Genomic DNA, 16,310 nt, shown 5'->3' with positions numbered 1-16,310 from the left:
GCGCATTCAACCATCGCACAGAATAATCATGAACTCACACAAGCCCACGCTGCGCCTGATACTCGGCGACCAGCTCAATGCGCAGCATCGCTGGTTCACCGAAGTCGATGACGCCACCATCTATGTCTTGATGGAGGTGCGGCAAGAAACCGATTATGTGCTGCATCATGCGCAGAAGATCCTGGCTATTTTCGCTGCCATGCGTGAACTGGCGCGCCAGTTGCGCCAGCTCGGCCACATAGTGCATTACATCGCCATCGATGACGTGGAAAGCACGCGCTCGATACCGGACAATATCGAAGCGTTGCTTGACCACTATGACGCTTGCGCCTTCGAGTACCAGGCGCCCGACGAGTGGCGCCTTGACCAGCAGCTCTACGACGCCGGGCGCCGCTCGCGTCTTCCATGGCGGATGGTCGACAGCGACCATTTCTATACGGCCCGCCATGAAGTGGCCGATATTTTCGCCGGACGCAAGCAATGGCTGATGGAGTTTTTCTACCGCCAGATGCGCAGCACGCACCAGGTGCTGATGGAAGACGCGAAAAAACCTATCGGCGGCCAATGGAACTTCGATCACGATAACCGCAAGCCCTGGCGCGGTACGCCCGCCGAGCCGCAAGACCCGCGCACCCTGCATGACCACTCTCGATTATGGCAAAGCATCGTCGCCGCAGGCGTGAAAAGCTTCGGCGCGCCGCATGCCGACCGGCTGCCATGGGCGCTGAACCGGGACGAAGCGCTGCAGCAGCTCGATGCCTTCATCGCGCGGGCCTTGCCGCATTTTGGCGATTTCCAGGATGCCATGAGCGTCAAGGCCTGGCGCTTGTTTCATTCACTGCTGTCGTTCGCGCTGAACGTGAAAATGCTCAATCCGCGCGAAGTCGTCGCCAGGGCGCAAGCGGCTTATCAGGCGGGCCATGCGCCGCTGGCTGCGGTCGAGGGTTTTATACGCCAGATACTGGGATGGCGCGAATATGTGCGCGGCGTCTATTGGACCCATATGCCCGGTTATGCGGAGAAGAATTTTTTTGGCCACACGCGCCCGCTGCCTTCATGGTTCTGGGATGGCAAGACGAAGATGCATTGCCTGTCGCAGGCGATCACCCAGTCGCTGGAACAGGCCCATGCGCATCACATCCAGCGCCTGATGGTGATCGGCAATTTCGCGCTGCTGGCCGGCCTCGATCCGGCCAAGGTGCATGGCTGGTATCTGGGCATTTATATCGATGCCTTCGAGTGGGTGGAGCTGCCCAATACTGTCGGCATGAGCCAGTTCGCCGATGGCGGGCTGCTGGCCACCAAGCCGTATGTTTCCAGCGCCGCGTATATCGACCGCATGGGCGATTATTGCAAAGGCTGCCATTACGATAAAAAGTCGCGCATCGGCGAGCGCGCCTGTCCCTTCAATGCCCTGTACTGGGATTTTTTCCATCGCAATGCGGATACATTGGAACGCAATCCCCGCATAGGCATGGCGTATCGCCAGCTGGAGAAGATGGATGCGGCGACGATCGCGGCTTTCCGCGAGCAGGCGGCCACGATGTTGGCCAGGCTCGATTCCCTGTAAAACAGGGCAATCTGGCCCGGCCCCCTTAGAGGGTATTGCGCTTCAAGCCCGCTTCCCGCACGAACACTTGCAGCGCCGGCATGGTCTGCTGGTGCAGTGCTTCCAGTTCCGCCTGCAGCGCGGGCGTGATGGCCAGGCTGCCGTTCGCTTGCTTGCGCACCGGCAGGCCCAGCGCTTGCGCCATCTCGACCGGGTAATTCGTGAAGTCGCCATACGGGCGCTTGCCATCGACGGACGGGGTGGGCCAATAGCCTTCGGCCAGATAGTCTTCCGCGCCCATGCCCAGCATTTCCAGCGTCATCCATGACTGTTGCCGCAGCAGTGACAGGTGCCGGGCAGTCAAGGTGAAGGTCGCCTTGGCGTAGGCATAGCTGCCCGGTTTCAGGTCGGCCATCTGCACAAAGTGGGGCAGCAGCAGCGACGCCTCCATCAGGCGCTGGGCGGCCAGCGCCGCATCCTTGCTGCCAATCGCCTGCATGGCCAGCGCCAGGGTGTCGCCTTTGCCCAGCGGGTAGGCCGGATTGAGCATGGGTGCGCCGCTTTCCACGGGCGACCAGCCGATGTTGAAACGCCGTATCAGTGCCAGATGGTGCACATTGAGCACCTTGGGCAGCGGAGCGTCGAGGGTCGCCAGGATGCGCTGGCGCACGGCGCGGGGCAGGCCGCCATCGGCAGCACGCGCGAGCACGGGCGCGCACAGCAAGGCGCCTGCAAGGCGCAGCAGCTGGCGACGAAGGGGCTGGATCAGGCGCGCCATCACGGTGCCGTCCAGTCTTGACGTTGGAATTCGATGCGGTTTTCCTGGTAGTCCCACTGGGTGTAGGGACCGAACACGCGCCGGTTTTCCTTGCTGTCGGCATGTGACTGCTCGCGCTTCATGCGCCGCAGCAGCGCCGGGTCGACGAGTGGCGCCGTCGTCGTGCCGAACACTTCGTGGCGTACGCTCTGCTTTGCGTCGGCGCCGCGCGAAATGATGGTGAGCTTGCGCGAGGCGGGATCGAAATACAGGCGCATGGCGAAGGTGTTCATATCCTGCAGATACAGGCCGTCGTCGCGCCACTGGGCGTAGAAGTAGTCGCCGCAGACGGCCTTCGGTTCGCGTTTCCACTCGCAAGCGAGCAAAATCAGCAGGTGATGGTCATCGAGCTGTCTGATTGAAACACGGGCCTTGGAATAGCCCCAGGTGCTGGGCGGCACGGTCGTCGAGGATAGCAAGTCGTACTCGCCCACGAGCCTGGGCATGGGAGCTTGCGCGGCGGCGCCGGCGCAGAGTGTCAGGGCGGCTACCGCTACGGCACCGCGTATCTTGGAAAATGCTGTCATGATGGTGCCATAAAAAAAGTTGCCATATTATAGATGGCAACTTTCAAAGATGGCCACGCGTTTCCCTTACATCAGCTTGCTCAGTTCCGCCACGTCGATATTGACGACTTTATCGCCCACGGCGGCCACCAGCGCCTTGAAATGGGGCGTCGCATAGTGCGCCGTCAGCGCGGCCTGGTCGGTCCATTCTTCCAGCATGATGAAGCGCGTGGGGATCTTGTTGTCGAGGTGCAGCGCGTAGCGCAGGCAGGCGCTTTCGGCGCGGCTGGGCGGCACGACGGCTTCCAGGGCGGCGCGCACGGCGGCGATATGGTCAGCTTGGGCATCGATGGTGGCGACGACGATCAGGGTCATGGTGGTCCTTGTTTGAAATAAGTGAGCGGCGTTAGCCGTGTAAGCGGCATCAGCTTATCGTATCTTGCGCGTCTTTGCCGAACCGGCATCACAGTGCATTGCTGGTCTGCGCTACGAGCTTGATCACGGCCAGCATGTCATGGCCATCGGCATCCATGCCTTTTTCCTCGAATCCCATGCTGGCATAGAATTTTTTCGCATTGGCATTCCCAGGCTTGTAGCAAATTTCGATGCTGCGCGCGTCCGGGCGGGCGCGGATCTCCGCCAGCGCCAGGGCGAGGGCGGCCCGGCCATGCCCTTGCCCCTGGCGCCGGTGATCGATCATGAAACGCCAGATCTGGTAGTGGCCGGGCGGGTCTTCGGCATCGGGCGAGACGAACATCAGGAAACCAATGACTTCCTCAGCGCAATACACGGCGCGCGTATGCATGGTGGCGGGGTAAAAGCTGGCCTGCGCGATGGAATAGTCGTTGCTGGCCAGATAGTCGCGTTGCTGGGGCAGCAAGGGCAAGTCGCTGATGATGTCAAAATTGTCGACGGTGACGGGGCGCAGGCTGATAGACATAGTGGAAGGCAATGAAAAGGTCGGGCCTGGCAGTATGCAGAAAAATTATTCAATAGGCAAGGTTGTGGCATCGCCAGCTCCAAACAGCTGCGCCATCGTCTGGCGCAGCCAGCGGTTTGACGCATCTTCATGGTAGCGCTCGTGCCAGTGCTGCTTGACTGAAAAGCTGGGCAGCGCCACGGGCAGGGGCAGGATGCGGAACGCTTCGTGGTCGTGCATTTGCAGCGCGTAGCGATACGGTACCGTGACGATGTACTCGGTTTCGGCGACGATGCGCGACACGCCGAGGAAGCTGGGCAGTTTTAGCACGATGCGCCGCTGCACGCCGGCCGCAGCCAGCACCTTTTCTACGATGGAGTGTCCCGTGCCCGAGCTTTTCACTTCGATATGCCCTTCCTGCAGGAACTCTTCCACAGTAATCGTGTCGCGGATGCGCGGGTGGCTGCTGGCCACCAGGCAGACAAAGTGCTGGTCGAACAGTTTCTGCTGATAAAACCCCGATTCCAGATGCGGCATGAAGCCCACGGCCAGGTCCACTTCGCCCCCTTCCAGGCGCTCGGGCGTGTCGGTAGCGATCTTCGACACGTCCAGGGTGATGCCGGGCCCGATCTGCTGCAGATGGTTGAGCAGGGTAGGCAGCAGCACGATTTCGCTGATGTCCGTCATGCAGATGGCAAATTCGCGCGTGCTGGCGGCCGGGTCGAACACGGGCTGGTTGGCCAGCGCGTGCTGCCATGCGGCAATTGCGGCGCGCACGTCTTGCACGGCGTTTTGCGCGCGCGGCGTCGGCTCCATGCCTTTCGAGGTGCGCGCGAACAGCCTGTCGCCGAAATGCGTGCGCAGCTTGCCCAGGCCAATGCTGACCGTAGACTGGGGCAAGCCCAGGTTTTCAGCCGCGCGCGTCACATTGCGGCTTTTATAGATCTCGTCAAAGATGAACAGTAGTTCGATATCGAAACGGGACATAAGAGGATTCCACCATTATTTAAAAATGCGATTGTGGTTATTGTATTCCATCGCTTTACCGAATATTGACCTGTCGGCACACTGCTTGTCATACCAAGAGCACGGCAAACGTGCATCGCGCAAGCACACAGATCAATTGGAGGAAAGAAATGGAAGCTACCCATAAACCGTCGGTGCTGATCGTCGGCGGCGGCATCGGCGGCATGGCCGCCGCCTTGTCCCTGTCGCGCCTAGGGCTGGCCGTCACCGTGCTGGAACAGGCTTCGACCCTGGGCGAGATCGGCGCCGGCATTCAGCTGGCGCCCAACGCCTTCGCCGCGCTGAACGCGCTGGGCGTGGGCGAGCGCACGCGCGCCAAGGCCGTCTTCACGGAACGGCTGGTGATGATGGATGCCGTCGACGCGAGCGAGGTGGGCACCTTTGTCGTCGATGCGGCCTTCCGCCAGCGCTTCAGCAATCCCTACGCCGTCATCCACCGCGCCGACATCCACGGTGCCATCCTCGACGCGGTGCGCACCTCGCCATTGATTTCTTTTGTAACGTCGTCGCAGGTGACGGACGTCGTGGAAGATGTGGACGGTGTCACCGTGCTCGATGCGGCAGGGCGCAGCTTTCGCGCCGATGTGCTGATCGGCTGCGACGGCGTCAAATCCGTGATCCGCGAGCGCATCGTGGGCGACGCCGTGCGCGTCTCCGGTCACGTGGTCTACCGCGCCGTGGTGCCGGCCGCCGACATGCCGGCCGACCTGCGCTGGAACGCGCCCGTCGTCTGGGCCGGGCCGAACTGCCACCTCGTGCACTACCCGCTGCGCAATGGCGAGCAATACAACCTGGTAGTGACTTTTCATAGCCGCGACCAGGAAGAATGGAATGTCACGGACGGCAGCAAGGAAGAAGTGCTGTCGTACTTCGACGGCATCCACGCGCAGCCGCGCCAGCTGCTGCACAAGCCCACGTCGTGGAAACGCTGGAGCACGGCCGACCGCGACCCCGTCGCCAACTGGAGCACGAAGCGCATGACTTTGCTGGGTGACGCTGCCCACCCGATGCTGCAATACCTGGCGCAGGGTGCCTGCATGGCGCTGGAAGACGCCGTGACTCTGGGAGAGGCCGTGCGCGCCTGCGACTTCGACATGGCCGCCGCCTTCCGGCTGTATCAGACCTCGCGTATCGCCCGCACGGCCCGTGTCGTGCTGTCGGCGCGCGAAATGGGCCGTTTGTACCACGCCAAAGGCGTCGAACGCCTGGTGCGCAACGACTTGTGGCGCGGGCGCACGCACGCGCAATTCTACGAAGCGCTGGCCTGGCTGTATGGCTGGACGGCGCAAACCTGCCTGGCCACTACCGAGAAGGACGCAGCATGATTTCCCCTCAAACGCCCGAACGCGAGGCCTTGTATGACGCCCTGAGCGGCATGCATCTGTCGCCGCTGTGGCAATCCTTGCATACCTTGGTGCCACCCCATCCGACGGCGCCGTATGCCCCCGCCCTGTGGCGCTATGCCGACATCGCGCCGCAGTTGGCGCGTGCCGGCGAAGTGATCACGGCCCACGAAGCCGTGCGCCGCGTCCTCGTGCTGGAAAACCCAGCCTTGCCCGGCCGCTCGTCGATTACGCAATCGCTGTACGCGGGTTTGCAGCTGATCTTGCCCGGCGAAGTGGCGCCGTCGCACCGTCACAGCCAGTCCGCGCTGCGCTTTGTCTTGAGCGGTCAGGGCGCCTATACGACGGTGGCGGGTGAGCGCACCACCATGCACCCGGGGGATTTCATCATCACGCCTTCGTGGACCTGGCATGACCATGGCAACCTGGGTGTCGATGGCGTCTGCGAGCCCGTCGTGTGGCTCGATGGCCTGGACATTCCCATGCTCCGTTACTTCGACTCCGGCTTCGCGGAAAACGATACGGAAGACAGCCAGATCGTCACCCGTCCGGAATGCCAGAGCTTCGCCCGCTATGGCTACAACATGGCGCCCGTGAAGCAGCTGCACGGGGCGGCCACCTCGCCCATCTTCAACTACCCGTATGCGCGGTCGCGCGAGGCGCTGGACCTGCTGTCGCGCACGGACGTCATCGACGACTGGCACGGCTACAAGCTGCGTTATACGAACCCGCTGACGGGCGGCTCGCCCATGCCCACCATGGCCACCTTCATGCAACTGCTGCCCAAAGGGTTTGCGGGCAAGCGCGCGCGCAGCACCGACGGCACCGTCTACAGCGTCGTCGAGGGGCATGGCAGCGTGGATATCGGTGGACAGCGCTTCGATTTCGCCCCGCGCGACACCTTCGTCGTGCCGTCGTGGACCACCGTGTGCTTCGACTGCCAGCAAGACGATGTCGTGCTGTTCAGTTTTTCCGACCGCCCCGTGCAGCTTGCAATGGGCGTGCTGCGCGAGCAGTTCTTGACCGATTGATTTTTCAGACAGGATTTCACCATGACCAACTTCATCTTCGCCCCCCAAGCCATCGCCGGCCTGCCCATCGTCGGCACCGACAGCCAGTTTCCCGTTCGCCGCATCTACTGCGTGGGCCGCAATTACGCCGCCCATGCGCGCGAAATGGGTTTCGACCCTGAGCGCGAACCGCCATTCTTTTTTTGCAAGCCGAACGACGACAAGTCCGTCGTGCCCGTGCTGCCCGGCGTGACGGTCACGTTGCCGTATCCGGCGCAGACGGCGAACTTCCACCACGAGATCGAACTGGTGGTCGCCATTGGCAAAGGCGGCAGCAATATCGCCCTGGAGGATGGGGCGTCGCACATCTTCGGCTATGGCGTCGGCCTGGACATGACGCGGCGCGACCTGCAGATGCGCATGCGCGAGCAAGGCCGCCCGTGGGAGATCGGCAAGGCCTTCGACTACTCGGCCCCCATCGGCGCGCTCACGCCGATTGCCGCCAGCGGTGAAATCACCACGGGCGCCATCGTGCTGGAAGTCGACGGCAAGGTCGTGCAGACGAGCGATTTGACACATTTGATCTGGTCCGTCAATGAAGTCATCGCCAATCTGTCGACCCTGTTCGAGCTGCAGCCGGGCGACATCATCATGACGGGCACGCCCGAAGGCGTGGGCGCCGTCACCGCCGGCCAGACCATGGACGCGCGCATCGCCGGGTTGACGCCGATTACCGTCGCCGTGCAATAACTACCCCGGGCCAGCACGGCACAGATCGCGCAGCCCGACAGCACCATCACACATAAGAATGGAGACCAGATAATGACTACCCACGCCGGCACCGACGTCCAGCACTTCCTCGACGCTCATCCGTTTTCCCGCTACCAGAAGCTGATCCTCTGGCTATGTTTTCTGATCGTCGCCATCGATGGCTTCGACACGGCCTCGATCGGCTTCATCGCGCCGGCCATCCGCGCCGAATGGGGCTTGACCCCCGCCGCGCTGGCACCCCTGTTCGGCGCCGGACTGTTTGGCCTGATGGCCGGCTCTTTCCTGTTTGGCCCCCTGGCGGACCGCTACGGCCGCCGTCCCGTGCTGATCGTGTCCGTCGCCTTCTTCGGCGCGGCCAGCCTGCTGTCGGCCTGGTCGACGGATTTGACGATGCTGCTGGCGCTGCGCTTCCTCACTGGCCTGGGCCTGGGCGGCGCCATGCCGACGTCCGTCACCATGACGTCCGAATACTGCCCGCAACAGCGCCGTTCCGGCCTCGTGACCATGATGTTTTGTGGCTTTACCATCGGTTCCGCGCTAGGCGGACTGGCCTCGGCGCAGCTGCAGCACCTGATAGGCTGGCGCGGCGTGTTGATGCTGGGCGGCGCCTTGCCATTGCTGCTGGTGCCCGTGTTGCTGCTGGCGCTGCCCGAATCCTTGCGCTGGCTGGTACTGAAAGGCCGCGATGGCAGCCAGGTGCTGAAAATCGCACGCCGCATCACGCCCGCCCTGGCCGACTTGCCGCACCTGGTGGTCAGCGATAGAAAACCCGCCGGTTCGCCCATGGCCGAATTGTTCCGTCCCGGCGTGATTGGCGGCACCTTGCTGCTTTGGTCCACGTTTTTCATGAGTTTATTGATCATTTACCTGCTGTCGAGCTGGATGCCGACCCTGTTGAATGGCAATGGCCTGTCCCTGTCGAACGCCTCGCTGGTGACGATGATGTTCCAGGTAGGCGGCACGGTCGGCGCGATTCTGCTGGGCCGCTGGATGGACCGCTACAGCCCGCATAAGGTGCTGAGCATTGCCTACCTGGCCGCTGCCGGCTGCATCGTCGTCGTGGCCCTGTCGGGCAGCAGCGTGGCCTTGCTGGTGCTGGCCGTGTTTGGCGTGGGTTTCGGCGTGAGCGGCTCGCAAGTGGGGGCCAATGCGCTGGCCGCTGCCTTCTACCCCACGTCGAGCCGCGCCACCGGCGTCAGCTGGGCCGCCGCCGTGGGCCGCAGCGGTTCCGTGCTCGGTTCCATGGCCGGCGGCCTGATGCTGACCTTGAAGCTTGATAACGAAACCATCTTCTTTTTACTGGCCATCCCCGCCGTTCTGGCTTCCCTGGCGCTGCTGACCATGGGACGTTTGATGCGCGCCAGGACTGCTGCCAGTGCCGTTCCCGCTACCCTGAAAGAGAGCACCGTATGAAACTGCATGGCTATTACCGCAGCTCCGCATCCTACCGCGTGCGCATCGCGCTGAACCTTAAAAACCTCCACGTCGACACGGTGTATGTGCATTTGAGCCGCCGCGGCGGCGAGCAGTTCACGCCGGCATTTTCCGGCCTGAACCCGCAGCAGCTGCTGCCCGTGCTGGAGGACGGTGGCGCCGTGCTGACGCAATCGCTGGCCATTATCGAATACCTGGACGAGACGCAGACAGGCCAAAAACTGCTGCCGGCCGATGCGCTCGGTCGCGCTCGCGTGCGCCAGCTGGCCATGGTGTGCGCCTGCGACATCCATCCGCTGAACAACCTGCGCGTCCTCAATTACCTGACGGGGCCATTGGTCCTGTCGCAGGAGCAGAAGAATGCGTGGTACCAGCACTGGACCCATCTGGGCCTAGCCGCGCTGGAAGCGGAGCTGGCAAAGAGTCCCCTTACGGGCCAGTTCTGCCATGGCGACACGCCGACCCTGGCCGATTGCTGCCTGGTGCCGCAGATTTATAACGCGCGGCGCTTCCATTGCGACCTGGCGCCGTACCCCACGATCCTGCGCGTCATCGCGCACTGCGAGGCGCTGCCGGCGTTCCAGCAGGCGCACCCGGATACGCAGCCAGACGCAGAATAAATACCCAAAAAACGGAGACAAGCATGAAAAAAATCAAGGCCATCACCGTGGCGCTGCTGGGCGCGTGCGCCTGCAGCGCTGCCCACGCACAAAGCAATGTGACCCTGTACGGGGTGCTTGACAGTTCGCTGGCCTACACGACGCATGCCAACGCGGCCGGCGACAGCGTTACCAAGATGCCCACCTTGACGGGCTCATTGCCGTCGCGCTTCGGCTTGAAGGGCGTGGAAGACCTGGGCGGCGGCCTGCAAGCCATCTTTGCTCTGGAATCGGGCTTCGGCGTCGATACGGGCATGGCGGGGCAGGGTGGGAGACTGTTCGGCCGCCAGTCGTACGTGGGCTTGAAGGGCCGTTATGGCAGCGTGATGCTGGGGCGGCAAATGAATATGTCGTTCTGGGCCACGCAAAAGTCCGACATCATGGGGCCGGCCCTGTTTTCCATCAGCAGCCTCGATCTGTACCTGCCGAATGCGCGCAGCGACAACGCCATCGGCTACCTGGGCACGTTTTCCGATGTGACGGTGGGCGCCACCTACAGCCTGGGGCGCGATGCCTCGGCGGCGGGCGGGCCGGCGGCAACGGGCTGCGCAGGCGAAGTGGCGGGCAATGCGAAGGCTTGCCGTCAAATCACCTCTTTGCTGGGCTACGACACGGGCCGCTACGGCGCAACGGCCTCATACGACATCATGTACGGCAACGCGGGCGCGGCCAACGGCCTCACATTGCGCCGCAACTTCGACCGCCGCGTGATCGCCAGCGCCTATGCCATGCTCGATCGGCTGAAAGTCGGCGGCGGCATCATCGACCGCACGACCCGCGCCGCCACGGGGCCAGTCGATTCGCAGCTGCTGTATCTGGGTGCCGCCTGGCCGGTCTCGCCCGCGCTGGTGCTCGACGGCCAGGTGGCAAGGCTGTCAGTCAAGGATAGCCCCAACGATGCCACCCTGGCCACCGTGCGCCTGAGCTACCACCTGTCCAAACGCACAGCCATCTACAGCGCCATCGGCCGCATGGATAACAGCGGCACAGCCGCCGTGGCGCTGGATGCAGGCGGCACGGTGGGGGCGGGGCGCACGCAGAATGGCGTGATGGCGGGCATGCGCCACTTCTTTTGACATCGTCTTAGGCGCTGCCTTGCATATCGTGGCGGTAGCGCGCGGGCGGCAGCTCGAACTGAGTCTTGAAGAAGCGGGTGAATGCGCTTTGCGAGGAAAAACCCAGGCGCTCGCTGATTTCCATCACGCTCAGGCTCGTTTCGCGCAGCAAACGGCGCGATTCGCTGCTTTTGGCGCGCAGTTCCAGCGCGCGGAACGAGGTCTGCTCCTGTTGCAGCTGGCGCTGCAAGGTCCAGCGGTTCATCGCCAGGCCGTCGCACAGGGCCGGCAGCAGCGAGGAGCCGTCCGCGTCGGCCTGCCGGCCCAGCAAATCGATGATGGCTTGCTCCACGCGTGCGGAAAACAGCTGCGCGCCCTGCAGTTTCTGCAATTGCCCCTGCGCGTGCCGCAGCGCGTGCGGTGCCAGCATGGCGTTGAACTGGCCAAAGGGCCGGTCCAGCGCCGGCGCGTCAAATGTCAGTGTATTGCGCGCCTGGCCAAAGGTGGCGGCGGCGCCGAAGCACTCGGCGATGGCGGGTGCGAACCACGGCGCCTTGCCCTGGAAGCTGACATGAAAGGCGGTGGCCGCGCCATCGTCGTAGGCGCGCGCCACCAGCGACAGCATGCGGAAATTTGCCAGTGCCTGCATGGCCCCCCCCAGGGGGCAGAACTCGGACAGGTATTCGATCTCGATGCGCGTGCCACTCTCGCTCATCAGCATGAAATCGAATTCGCCGATCAAGCCGCGCAAGTGCAGCAGCTCGTGCAGCGCGCTGCGCAGGGTGGGGCGGTTGAAGCAGACGTGGGCGATACCCGAGTAATGCGCGAACCAGTGCGTCACGTCGAGATCGAGTATGGCCCGGTGCTGTGGCAGTTGCTGGGCGTAGACCGTCATGCGGCGGTGCCGCTCGGCGTTGATGCGCCCGCCAGGTGCCGTGAGCTGCGCCGGCGTGATGCCCGTGTGGCGGAAAAAGTCGGCGGGGTCGTGGCCATCGGCCTGCATGGCGCGCGCGCATTGTTGCGCGATGCGGTTTGAAACCGTGCGCGTGTCGGGTTTGTGCAAGGGTGTCTCCTGCTTGTTGTAGTAATTTTTCACAAATATTAGCACTTTGTAAGAGATTGTTGCTTGTTGTGCCATTGAAGCGAAAATTGTTCTCGCGGGTATAAAACGCGTGCTGCGCGGTCAAGAAACTCACGCATTCTCACGCTATATTGTTTTCGGCCGGCCTTGCTGCCGCGCCTTGATACCTACAAAAACAGTCTTGGAGATAATGATGAATTGCACTTTGAAACCGATGGCCCGCGTGGTCGCCGGCTGCGTTGCCACGCTTGCCCTGGCCGCCTGCGGCAACGATACCGTCAGCGAGCAATACACGCAGCCCGCGTTTGGCAGCACGACCTACACCCAGCTCAAGGTTGACGGTTATACCTTCAAGGACATGAACCGCAACGGCAAGATCGACCCGTACGAAGACTGGCGTTTGTCGGCCGAGGCGCGCGCCGACGACCTACTGTCGCGCATGAGCCTCGATGAAAAAGCCGGCCTGATGATGCATGGCACGGCGCCCACCGTGGCCGACCCCACCGGCATCGGCCAGGGCGGCGCCTACGACTTGACGGCGCTGCAAGACCTGATCGTCAAGCAGTACGTCAACACCTTCATCACCCGCATGGCGGGCGACACGGCCAACATGGCGGCGCAGTACAACAAGGTGCAGGCCCTGAGCGAAACCGCGCGCCACGGCATTCCCGTCTCCATCAGCACGGACCCGCGCCACCATTTCCAGTACACGGTAGGCGCCAGCGCCGGCACCAAGGGTTTCTCGCAGTGGCCGGAAACTCTGGGCCTGGCCGCCATCGGCGACGATGCGCTGGTGCGCCGCTTCGGCGATATCGCGCGCCAGGAATACCTGGCCGTCGGCATCACGCAAGCCTTGTCGCCGCAAGCCGACCTGGCCACCGAACCGCGCTGGTCGCGCATCAACGGCACCTTTGGCGAAGACGCGGACCTGGCCAAGCGCATGGTGCAGCACTATATCGAGGGCTTCCAGGATGGCAACACGGGCTTGCATGATGGCAGCGTGGTGGCCGTCGTCAAGCACTGGGTCGGCTACGGCGCCACGAAAGAGGGCTTCGACGGCCACAATTACTATGGCCGCTACATGACCTACCCTGGCAACAATTTTGCTTACCACGTGAAACCGTTCGAAGGCGCCTTCACGGCCAAGGCGGCTTCCGTCATGCCGACATACGCTCTGCCGGACGGCAATATCACGATAGATGGCATCACCCTGGAACAGGTGGCGGCCGGCTTCAGCAAGACCATGCTGACGGATCTGCTGCGCGGCAAATACGGTTTTGAAGGCGTGATCCTGTCCGACTGGGGCATCACCTCCGACTGCGACGCCAATTGCCGCAATGGCACGCCGCCTGGCGTGGCGCCTTCCTTCATCGGCTTCGGCACGCCCTGGGGCATGGAAGACGCCACCAAGGCCGAGCGTTACGTGAAGGCCGTGACGGCGGGAATGGACCAGTTTGGCGGCGTGACGGAAGCGCCCTACCTGACGCAAGCCGTGCAGCGGGGCCAGCTGACGGAGGCGCGCATCAACGCCTCGGCGCGGCGCATCCTGATCCAGAAATTCAAGCAGGGCCTGTTCGAGCATCCGTTTGTCGATGCGGCGAAGGCGGCGGCCACGGTGGGCAAGGCGGACTTCATCGAGGCGGGCCTGGAGGCGCAGCGCCGCTCGCTGGTCTTGCTGGAAAACAAGGACAAGGTCTTGCCGCTGGCGACCAGCGTCAAAAAGGTCTATTTGTACGGCATCGATGCAGCCGTGGCGAAACAGTATGGCTACACGGTGGTGGCCACGCCGCAGGAAGCGGACGTGGCCCTGCTGCGCGTAGCCGCGCCGTATGAAACGCTGCACCCGAACTACATCTTCGGCAGCATGCAGCACGAGGGTCGCCTCGATTACGTCGATGGCGACGCCGACTACGAAGCGATCAAGAACGCGGCGAAATTCGCGCCGAAGACGGTGGTGACGGTGTACCTGGACCGCCCGGCCATCCTCGGCAATGTGCAGGACAAGGCCAGCGCCATCCTCGCCAACTTTGGCGTCAGCGATGGCGCGCTGTTCGATGTCTTGACGGGCAAGGCCAAGCCGCAAGGCAAGCTGCCGTTCGAGCTGCCCTCGTCGATGGCCGAAGTGCAGGTGCAGAAATCGGACGTGCCGTATGACACGGCCCACCCACTGTACAAGTTCGGTTACGGACTGGCCTACTGACAGGAGCGGGGACGGGCCGCCCGGCGCGGTCTGTCCCCGCCCGATTGACAGTCACCTGGCACTCGCCGATACTGGCCGTTTCGTTCGCCGATTCTGCCAGGAAGGAAGCCCCCATGTCCGTATCCCCGAAATTGCGCCAGACCGTCTTTGTAGCGCTGCTTGCCGCCGCCTTTTCCCCACCCGTTTCCATGGCCGCCATGGCCGCTACCGTCGCGCCGTCAGCTTCCGCCGCCTGGGTCGAGGCCAGCAACGGCTATGCGGCCATCGTGTTGGCGGCGCAGGCGCAGTTTTCTCCCGAAAACGCGTCCGACACGGGCCTGGCCCAGTACGATGGTCTGGCCGCCGACCTGGGACCGAAGATCACGGAACGTTATGTGGCGGCCATGCAGCAGGCGCGCGCGCAATTGCAGCACAAGCTGGCGGCGGAAAAAGATGAGCGCATCCGCCAGGATCTGCAGATATTGACGAATGCCGTCGACCAGGAAATTGCCGGCGCCCGGCTCGATGCCAAGTACACCTTGCCCTGGGTCGATGTGCCGCAGATGGTGTTCGGTTCGATGCAAAGCCTGCTGCAGGAACAGCGCCCGGCGGCGCGTCGCGCCAAGGCGTTGGAACGCCTGCAGCGCTACGTGGGCCAGTTCCCGGGTAGCACGCCGATCACGCAGCAGGCCAAGGCGCGCTTCACGGAAAAAATCGGCAAGCCTGGCCTGGCCGGCCCGGTGCGCCTGCAGGTGGAGCAGTCGCTGGAAAACGTGCCGACGTATATCGCCGGCATCCGCAAGCTGTTTGCCGACATGCAGATCGCGGATGCCGAACCGGCGCTGGCAGCCATGGAGCAACAGTTGAAAGAGTATGCGGCGTGGGAGCGCCAGACCGTGCTGCCCCTGTCGCGCACGGATTTCCGCATGGCGCCCGAGCTGTATGCGTTTCGCCTGAAGCAGGTGGGCATCGACATCGAGCCGCGCGTCCTGGTCGAACGGGCCGAAGTGGCTTACCTGGAAACGCGCGCCGCCATGCAGGCGCTGGCGCCCGTGGTGGCGGCCAAGCTGGCCTTGAAGGGCGTCGACGGCAGTGATTATCGCCAGGTGCTGCGCGTGCTGAAGAGCGATTCTATTCCGAATGAAAAGCTCGAAGCGCACTACAAGGGCGTCAATACAGAACTGGAAAAACGCATCGACCAGCATCGCGTGGTCGATATCCCTGCGCGCGCCATGACCATGCGCCTGGCGTCCGCCGCCGAGTCCGCGGCCCAGCCGGCGCCGCACATGCGCCCGCCGCCGCTGATCGGCAATACGGGAGAGCACGGCCAGTTCGTCCTCCCCGTCAGCAATCCGGCCGCCAGCGGCAAGGGCGAAGCGTATGACGATTTCAATTTCGCGGGCGCCGCCTGGACCCTGAGCGCGCACGAAGGCCGTCCCGGCCACGAACTGCAATTTAGCGCGATGGTGGAGCGCGGCGTGTCGCAGGCGCGCAGCCTGTACGCGTTCAACAGCGTCAACGTGGAAGGCTGGGCGCTGTACGCGGAAGCGGAGATGATTCCCTATGAGCCAGTCGAAGGCCAGTTCATCGCGCTGCAATTTCGCATGCTGCGTGCGGCGCGCGCCATGCTCGACCCGATGCTGAACCTGGGCCAGGTCACGCGCGAAGAAGCGGGACGCGTCCTGACGGACGAAGTGATGCTGTCGAAAGCGATGGCGCGCCAGGAGCTGGACCGCTATACCTTCAACATGCCGGGCCAGGCGGGCAGCTATTTCTATGGCTATACGCGCATCCTGCAGCTGCGCGCGGAAACGGAGCTGGCGCTGGGCGCGAAATTTGACCGCCTGGCCTTCAACAACTTCCTGCTGGGACAGGGCTTGCTGCCGCCTGGCTTGCTGGCCAAGGCCGTGCGCGAACACTTCATCCCCGAGCAGAGAAAAGCGAAGGGCTGACGCCATGGC

General features: G+C 63.3%; 15 protein-coding genes. 9 read left to right on the top strand and 6 right to left on the bottom strand.

Annotated elements, in window-relative coordinates:
- Window positions 1-28 precede the first annotated feature (28 nt).
- Window positions 29-1,570, top strand: coding sequence for a cryptochrome/photolyase family protein (locus K0F85_RS09890; RefSeq protein ID WP_219115868.1), 1,542 nt, complete (start codon window positions 29-31; stop codon window positions 1,568-1,570).
- A 25-nt stretch (window positions 1,571-1,595) separates the two neighbouring features.
- Here K0F85_RS09890 and K0F85_RS09885 read toward each other — a convergent pair whose 3' ends face one another.
- The 5 genes from K0F85_RS09885 to K0F85_RS09865 all read right to left on the bottom strand — a co-directional run bounded on the left by K0F85_RS09885 (window position 1,596) and on the right by K0F85_RS09865 (window position 4,778).
- Entirely contained in the window at window positions 1,596-2,330 is a 735-nt protein-coding gene (locus tag K0F85_RS09885) for a hypothetical protein (protein ID WP_219115867.1), read from the bottom strand.
- Window positions 2,327-2,893, bottom strand: coding sequence for a hypothetical protein (locus K0F85_RS09880; protein ID WP_219115866.1), 567 nt, complete (start codon window positions 2,891-2,893; stop codon window positions 2,327-2,329). Before K0F85_RS09880 ends, K0F85_RS09885 begins: the two co-directional genes overlap by 4 nt.
- 66 nt (window positions 2,894-2,959) lie before the next feature.
- Complete coding sequence (locus tag K0F85_RS09875; RefSeq protein ID WP_219115865.1) at window positions 2,960-3,247, bottom strand: putative quinol monooxygenase; 288 nt, start codon at window positions 3,245-3,247, stop codon at window positions 2,960-2,962.
- A gap of 88 nt (window positions 3,248-3,335) precedes the next feature.
- Window positions 3,336-3,812, bottom strand: a complete 477-nt coding sequence (locus tag K0F85_RS09870; RefSeq protein WP_219115864.1) for a GNAT family N-acetyltransferase — start codon at window positions 3,810-3,812, stop codon at window positions 3,336-3,338.
- Window positions 3,813-3,857: 45 nt separating this feature from the next.
- Entirely contained in the window at window positions 3,858-4,778 is a 921-nt protein-coding gene (locus tag K0F85_RS09865) for a LysR family transcriptional regulator (RefSeq protein ID WP_219115863.1), read from the bottom strand.
- Between the two features lie 149 nt (window positions 4,779-4,927).
- Between K0F85_RS09865 and K0F85_RS09860 the strand changes: the two genes are divergently transcribed.
- The 6 genes from K0F85_RS09860 to K0F85_RS09835 all read left to right on the top strand — a co-directional run bounded on the left by K0F85_RS09860 (window position 4,928) and on the right by K0F85_RS09835 (window position 11,110).
- Window positions 4,928-6,142 (top strand): 3-hydroxybenzoate 6-monooxygenase, encoded by a 1,215-nt coding sequence (locus tag K0F85_RS09860; protein ID WP_219115862.1) that lies wholly within the window; start codon window positions 4,928-4,930, stop codon window positions 6,140-6,142.
- A complete protein-coding gene (gtdA, locus tag K0F85_RS09855) occupies window positions 6,139-7,191 on the top strand; it encodes a gentisate 1,2-dioxygenase (RefSeq protein WP_219115861.1) in 1,053 nt (350 codons plus the stop codon). Before K0F85_RS09860 ends, gtdA begins: the two co-directional genes overlap by 4 nt.
- A gap of 21 nt (window positions 7,192-7,212) precedes the next feature.
- Window positions 7,213-7,920, top strand: a complete 708-nt coding sequence (locus K0F85_RS09850; RefSeq protein WP_219115860.1) for a fumarylacetoacetate hydrolase family protein — start codon at window positions 7,213-7,215, stop codon at window positions 7,918-7,920.
- 72 nt (window positions 7,921-7,992) lie between these two features.
- Window positions 7,993-9,354 (top strand): aromatic acid/H+ symport family MFS transporter, encoded by a 1,362-nt coding sequence (locus K0F85_RS09845; RefSeq protein ID WP_219115859.1) that lies wholly within the window; start codon window positions 7,993-7,995, stop codon window positions 9,352-9,354.
- Window positions 9,351-9,995: a maleylacetoacetate isomerase gene (gene maiA / locus K0F85_RS09840; RefSeq protein ID WP_219115858.1), complete on the top strand. Its 645-nt coding sequence runs from the start codon at window positions 9,351-9,353 to the stop codon at window positions 9,993-9,995. Before K0F85_RS09845 ends, maiA begins: the two co-directional genes overlap by 4 nt.
- A gap of 23 nt (window positions 9,996-10,018) precedes the next feature.
- Window positions 10,019-11,110, top strand: coding sequence for a porin (locus K0F85_RS09835; protein ID WP_219115857.1), 1,092 nt, complete (start codon window positions 10,019-10,021; stop codon window positions 11,108-11,110).
- A gap of 7 nt (window positions 11,111-11,117) precedes the next feature.
- Here K0F85_RS09835 and K0F85_RS09830 read toward each other — a convergent pair whose 3' ends face one another.
- Window positions 11,118-12,152, bottom strand: a complete 1,035-nt coding sequence (locus K0F85_RS09830; protein WP_219115856.1) for an AraC family transcriptional regulator — start codon at window positions 12,150-12,152, stop codon at window positions 11,118-11,120.
- Between the two features lie 208 nt (window positions 12,153-12,360).
- Here K0F85_RS09830 and K0F85_RS09825 point away from each other — a divergent pair, with 208 nt between their 5' ends.
- Complete coding sequence (locus K0F85_RS09825) at window positions 12,361-14,370, top strand: glycoside hydrolase family 3 protein (protein WP_219115855.1); 2,010 nt, start codon at window positions 12,361-12,363, stop codon at window positions 14,368-14,370.
- A gap of 113 nt (window positions 14,371-14,483) precedes the next feature.
- Entirely contained in the window at window positions 14,484-16,301 is a 1,818-nt protein-coding gene (locus tag K0F85_RS09820) for a DUF885 domain-containing protein (protein ID WP_219115854.1), read from the top strand.
- The last annotated feature ends 9 nt before the right edge of the window (window positions 16,302-16,310 follow it).

The sequence above is a fragment of the Janthinobacterium sp. UMAB-56 genome (assembly GCF_900095265.1).
Classification (GTDB): Bacteria; Pseudomonadota; Gammaproteobacteria; order Burkholderiales; family Burkholderiaceae_D; genus Janthinobacterium.
Note: the sequence above shows the minus strand (reverse complement) of the source record. Positions and strands in the feature narration are given on the sequence as shown.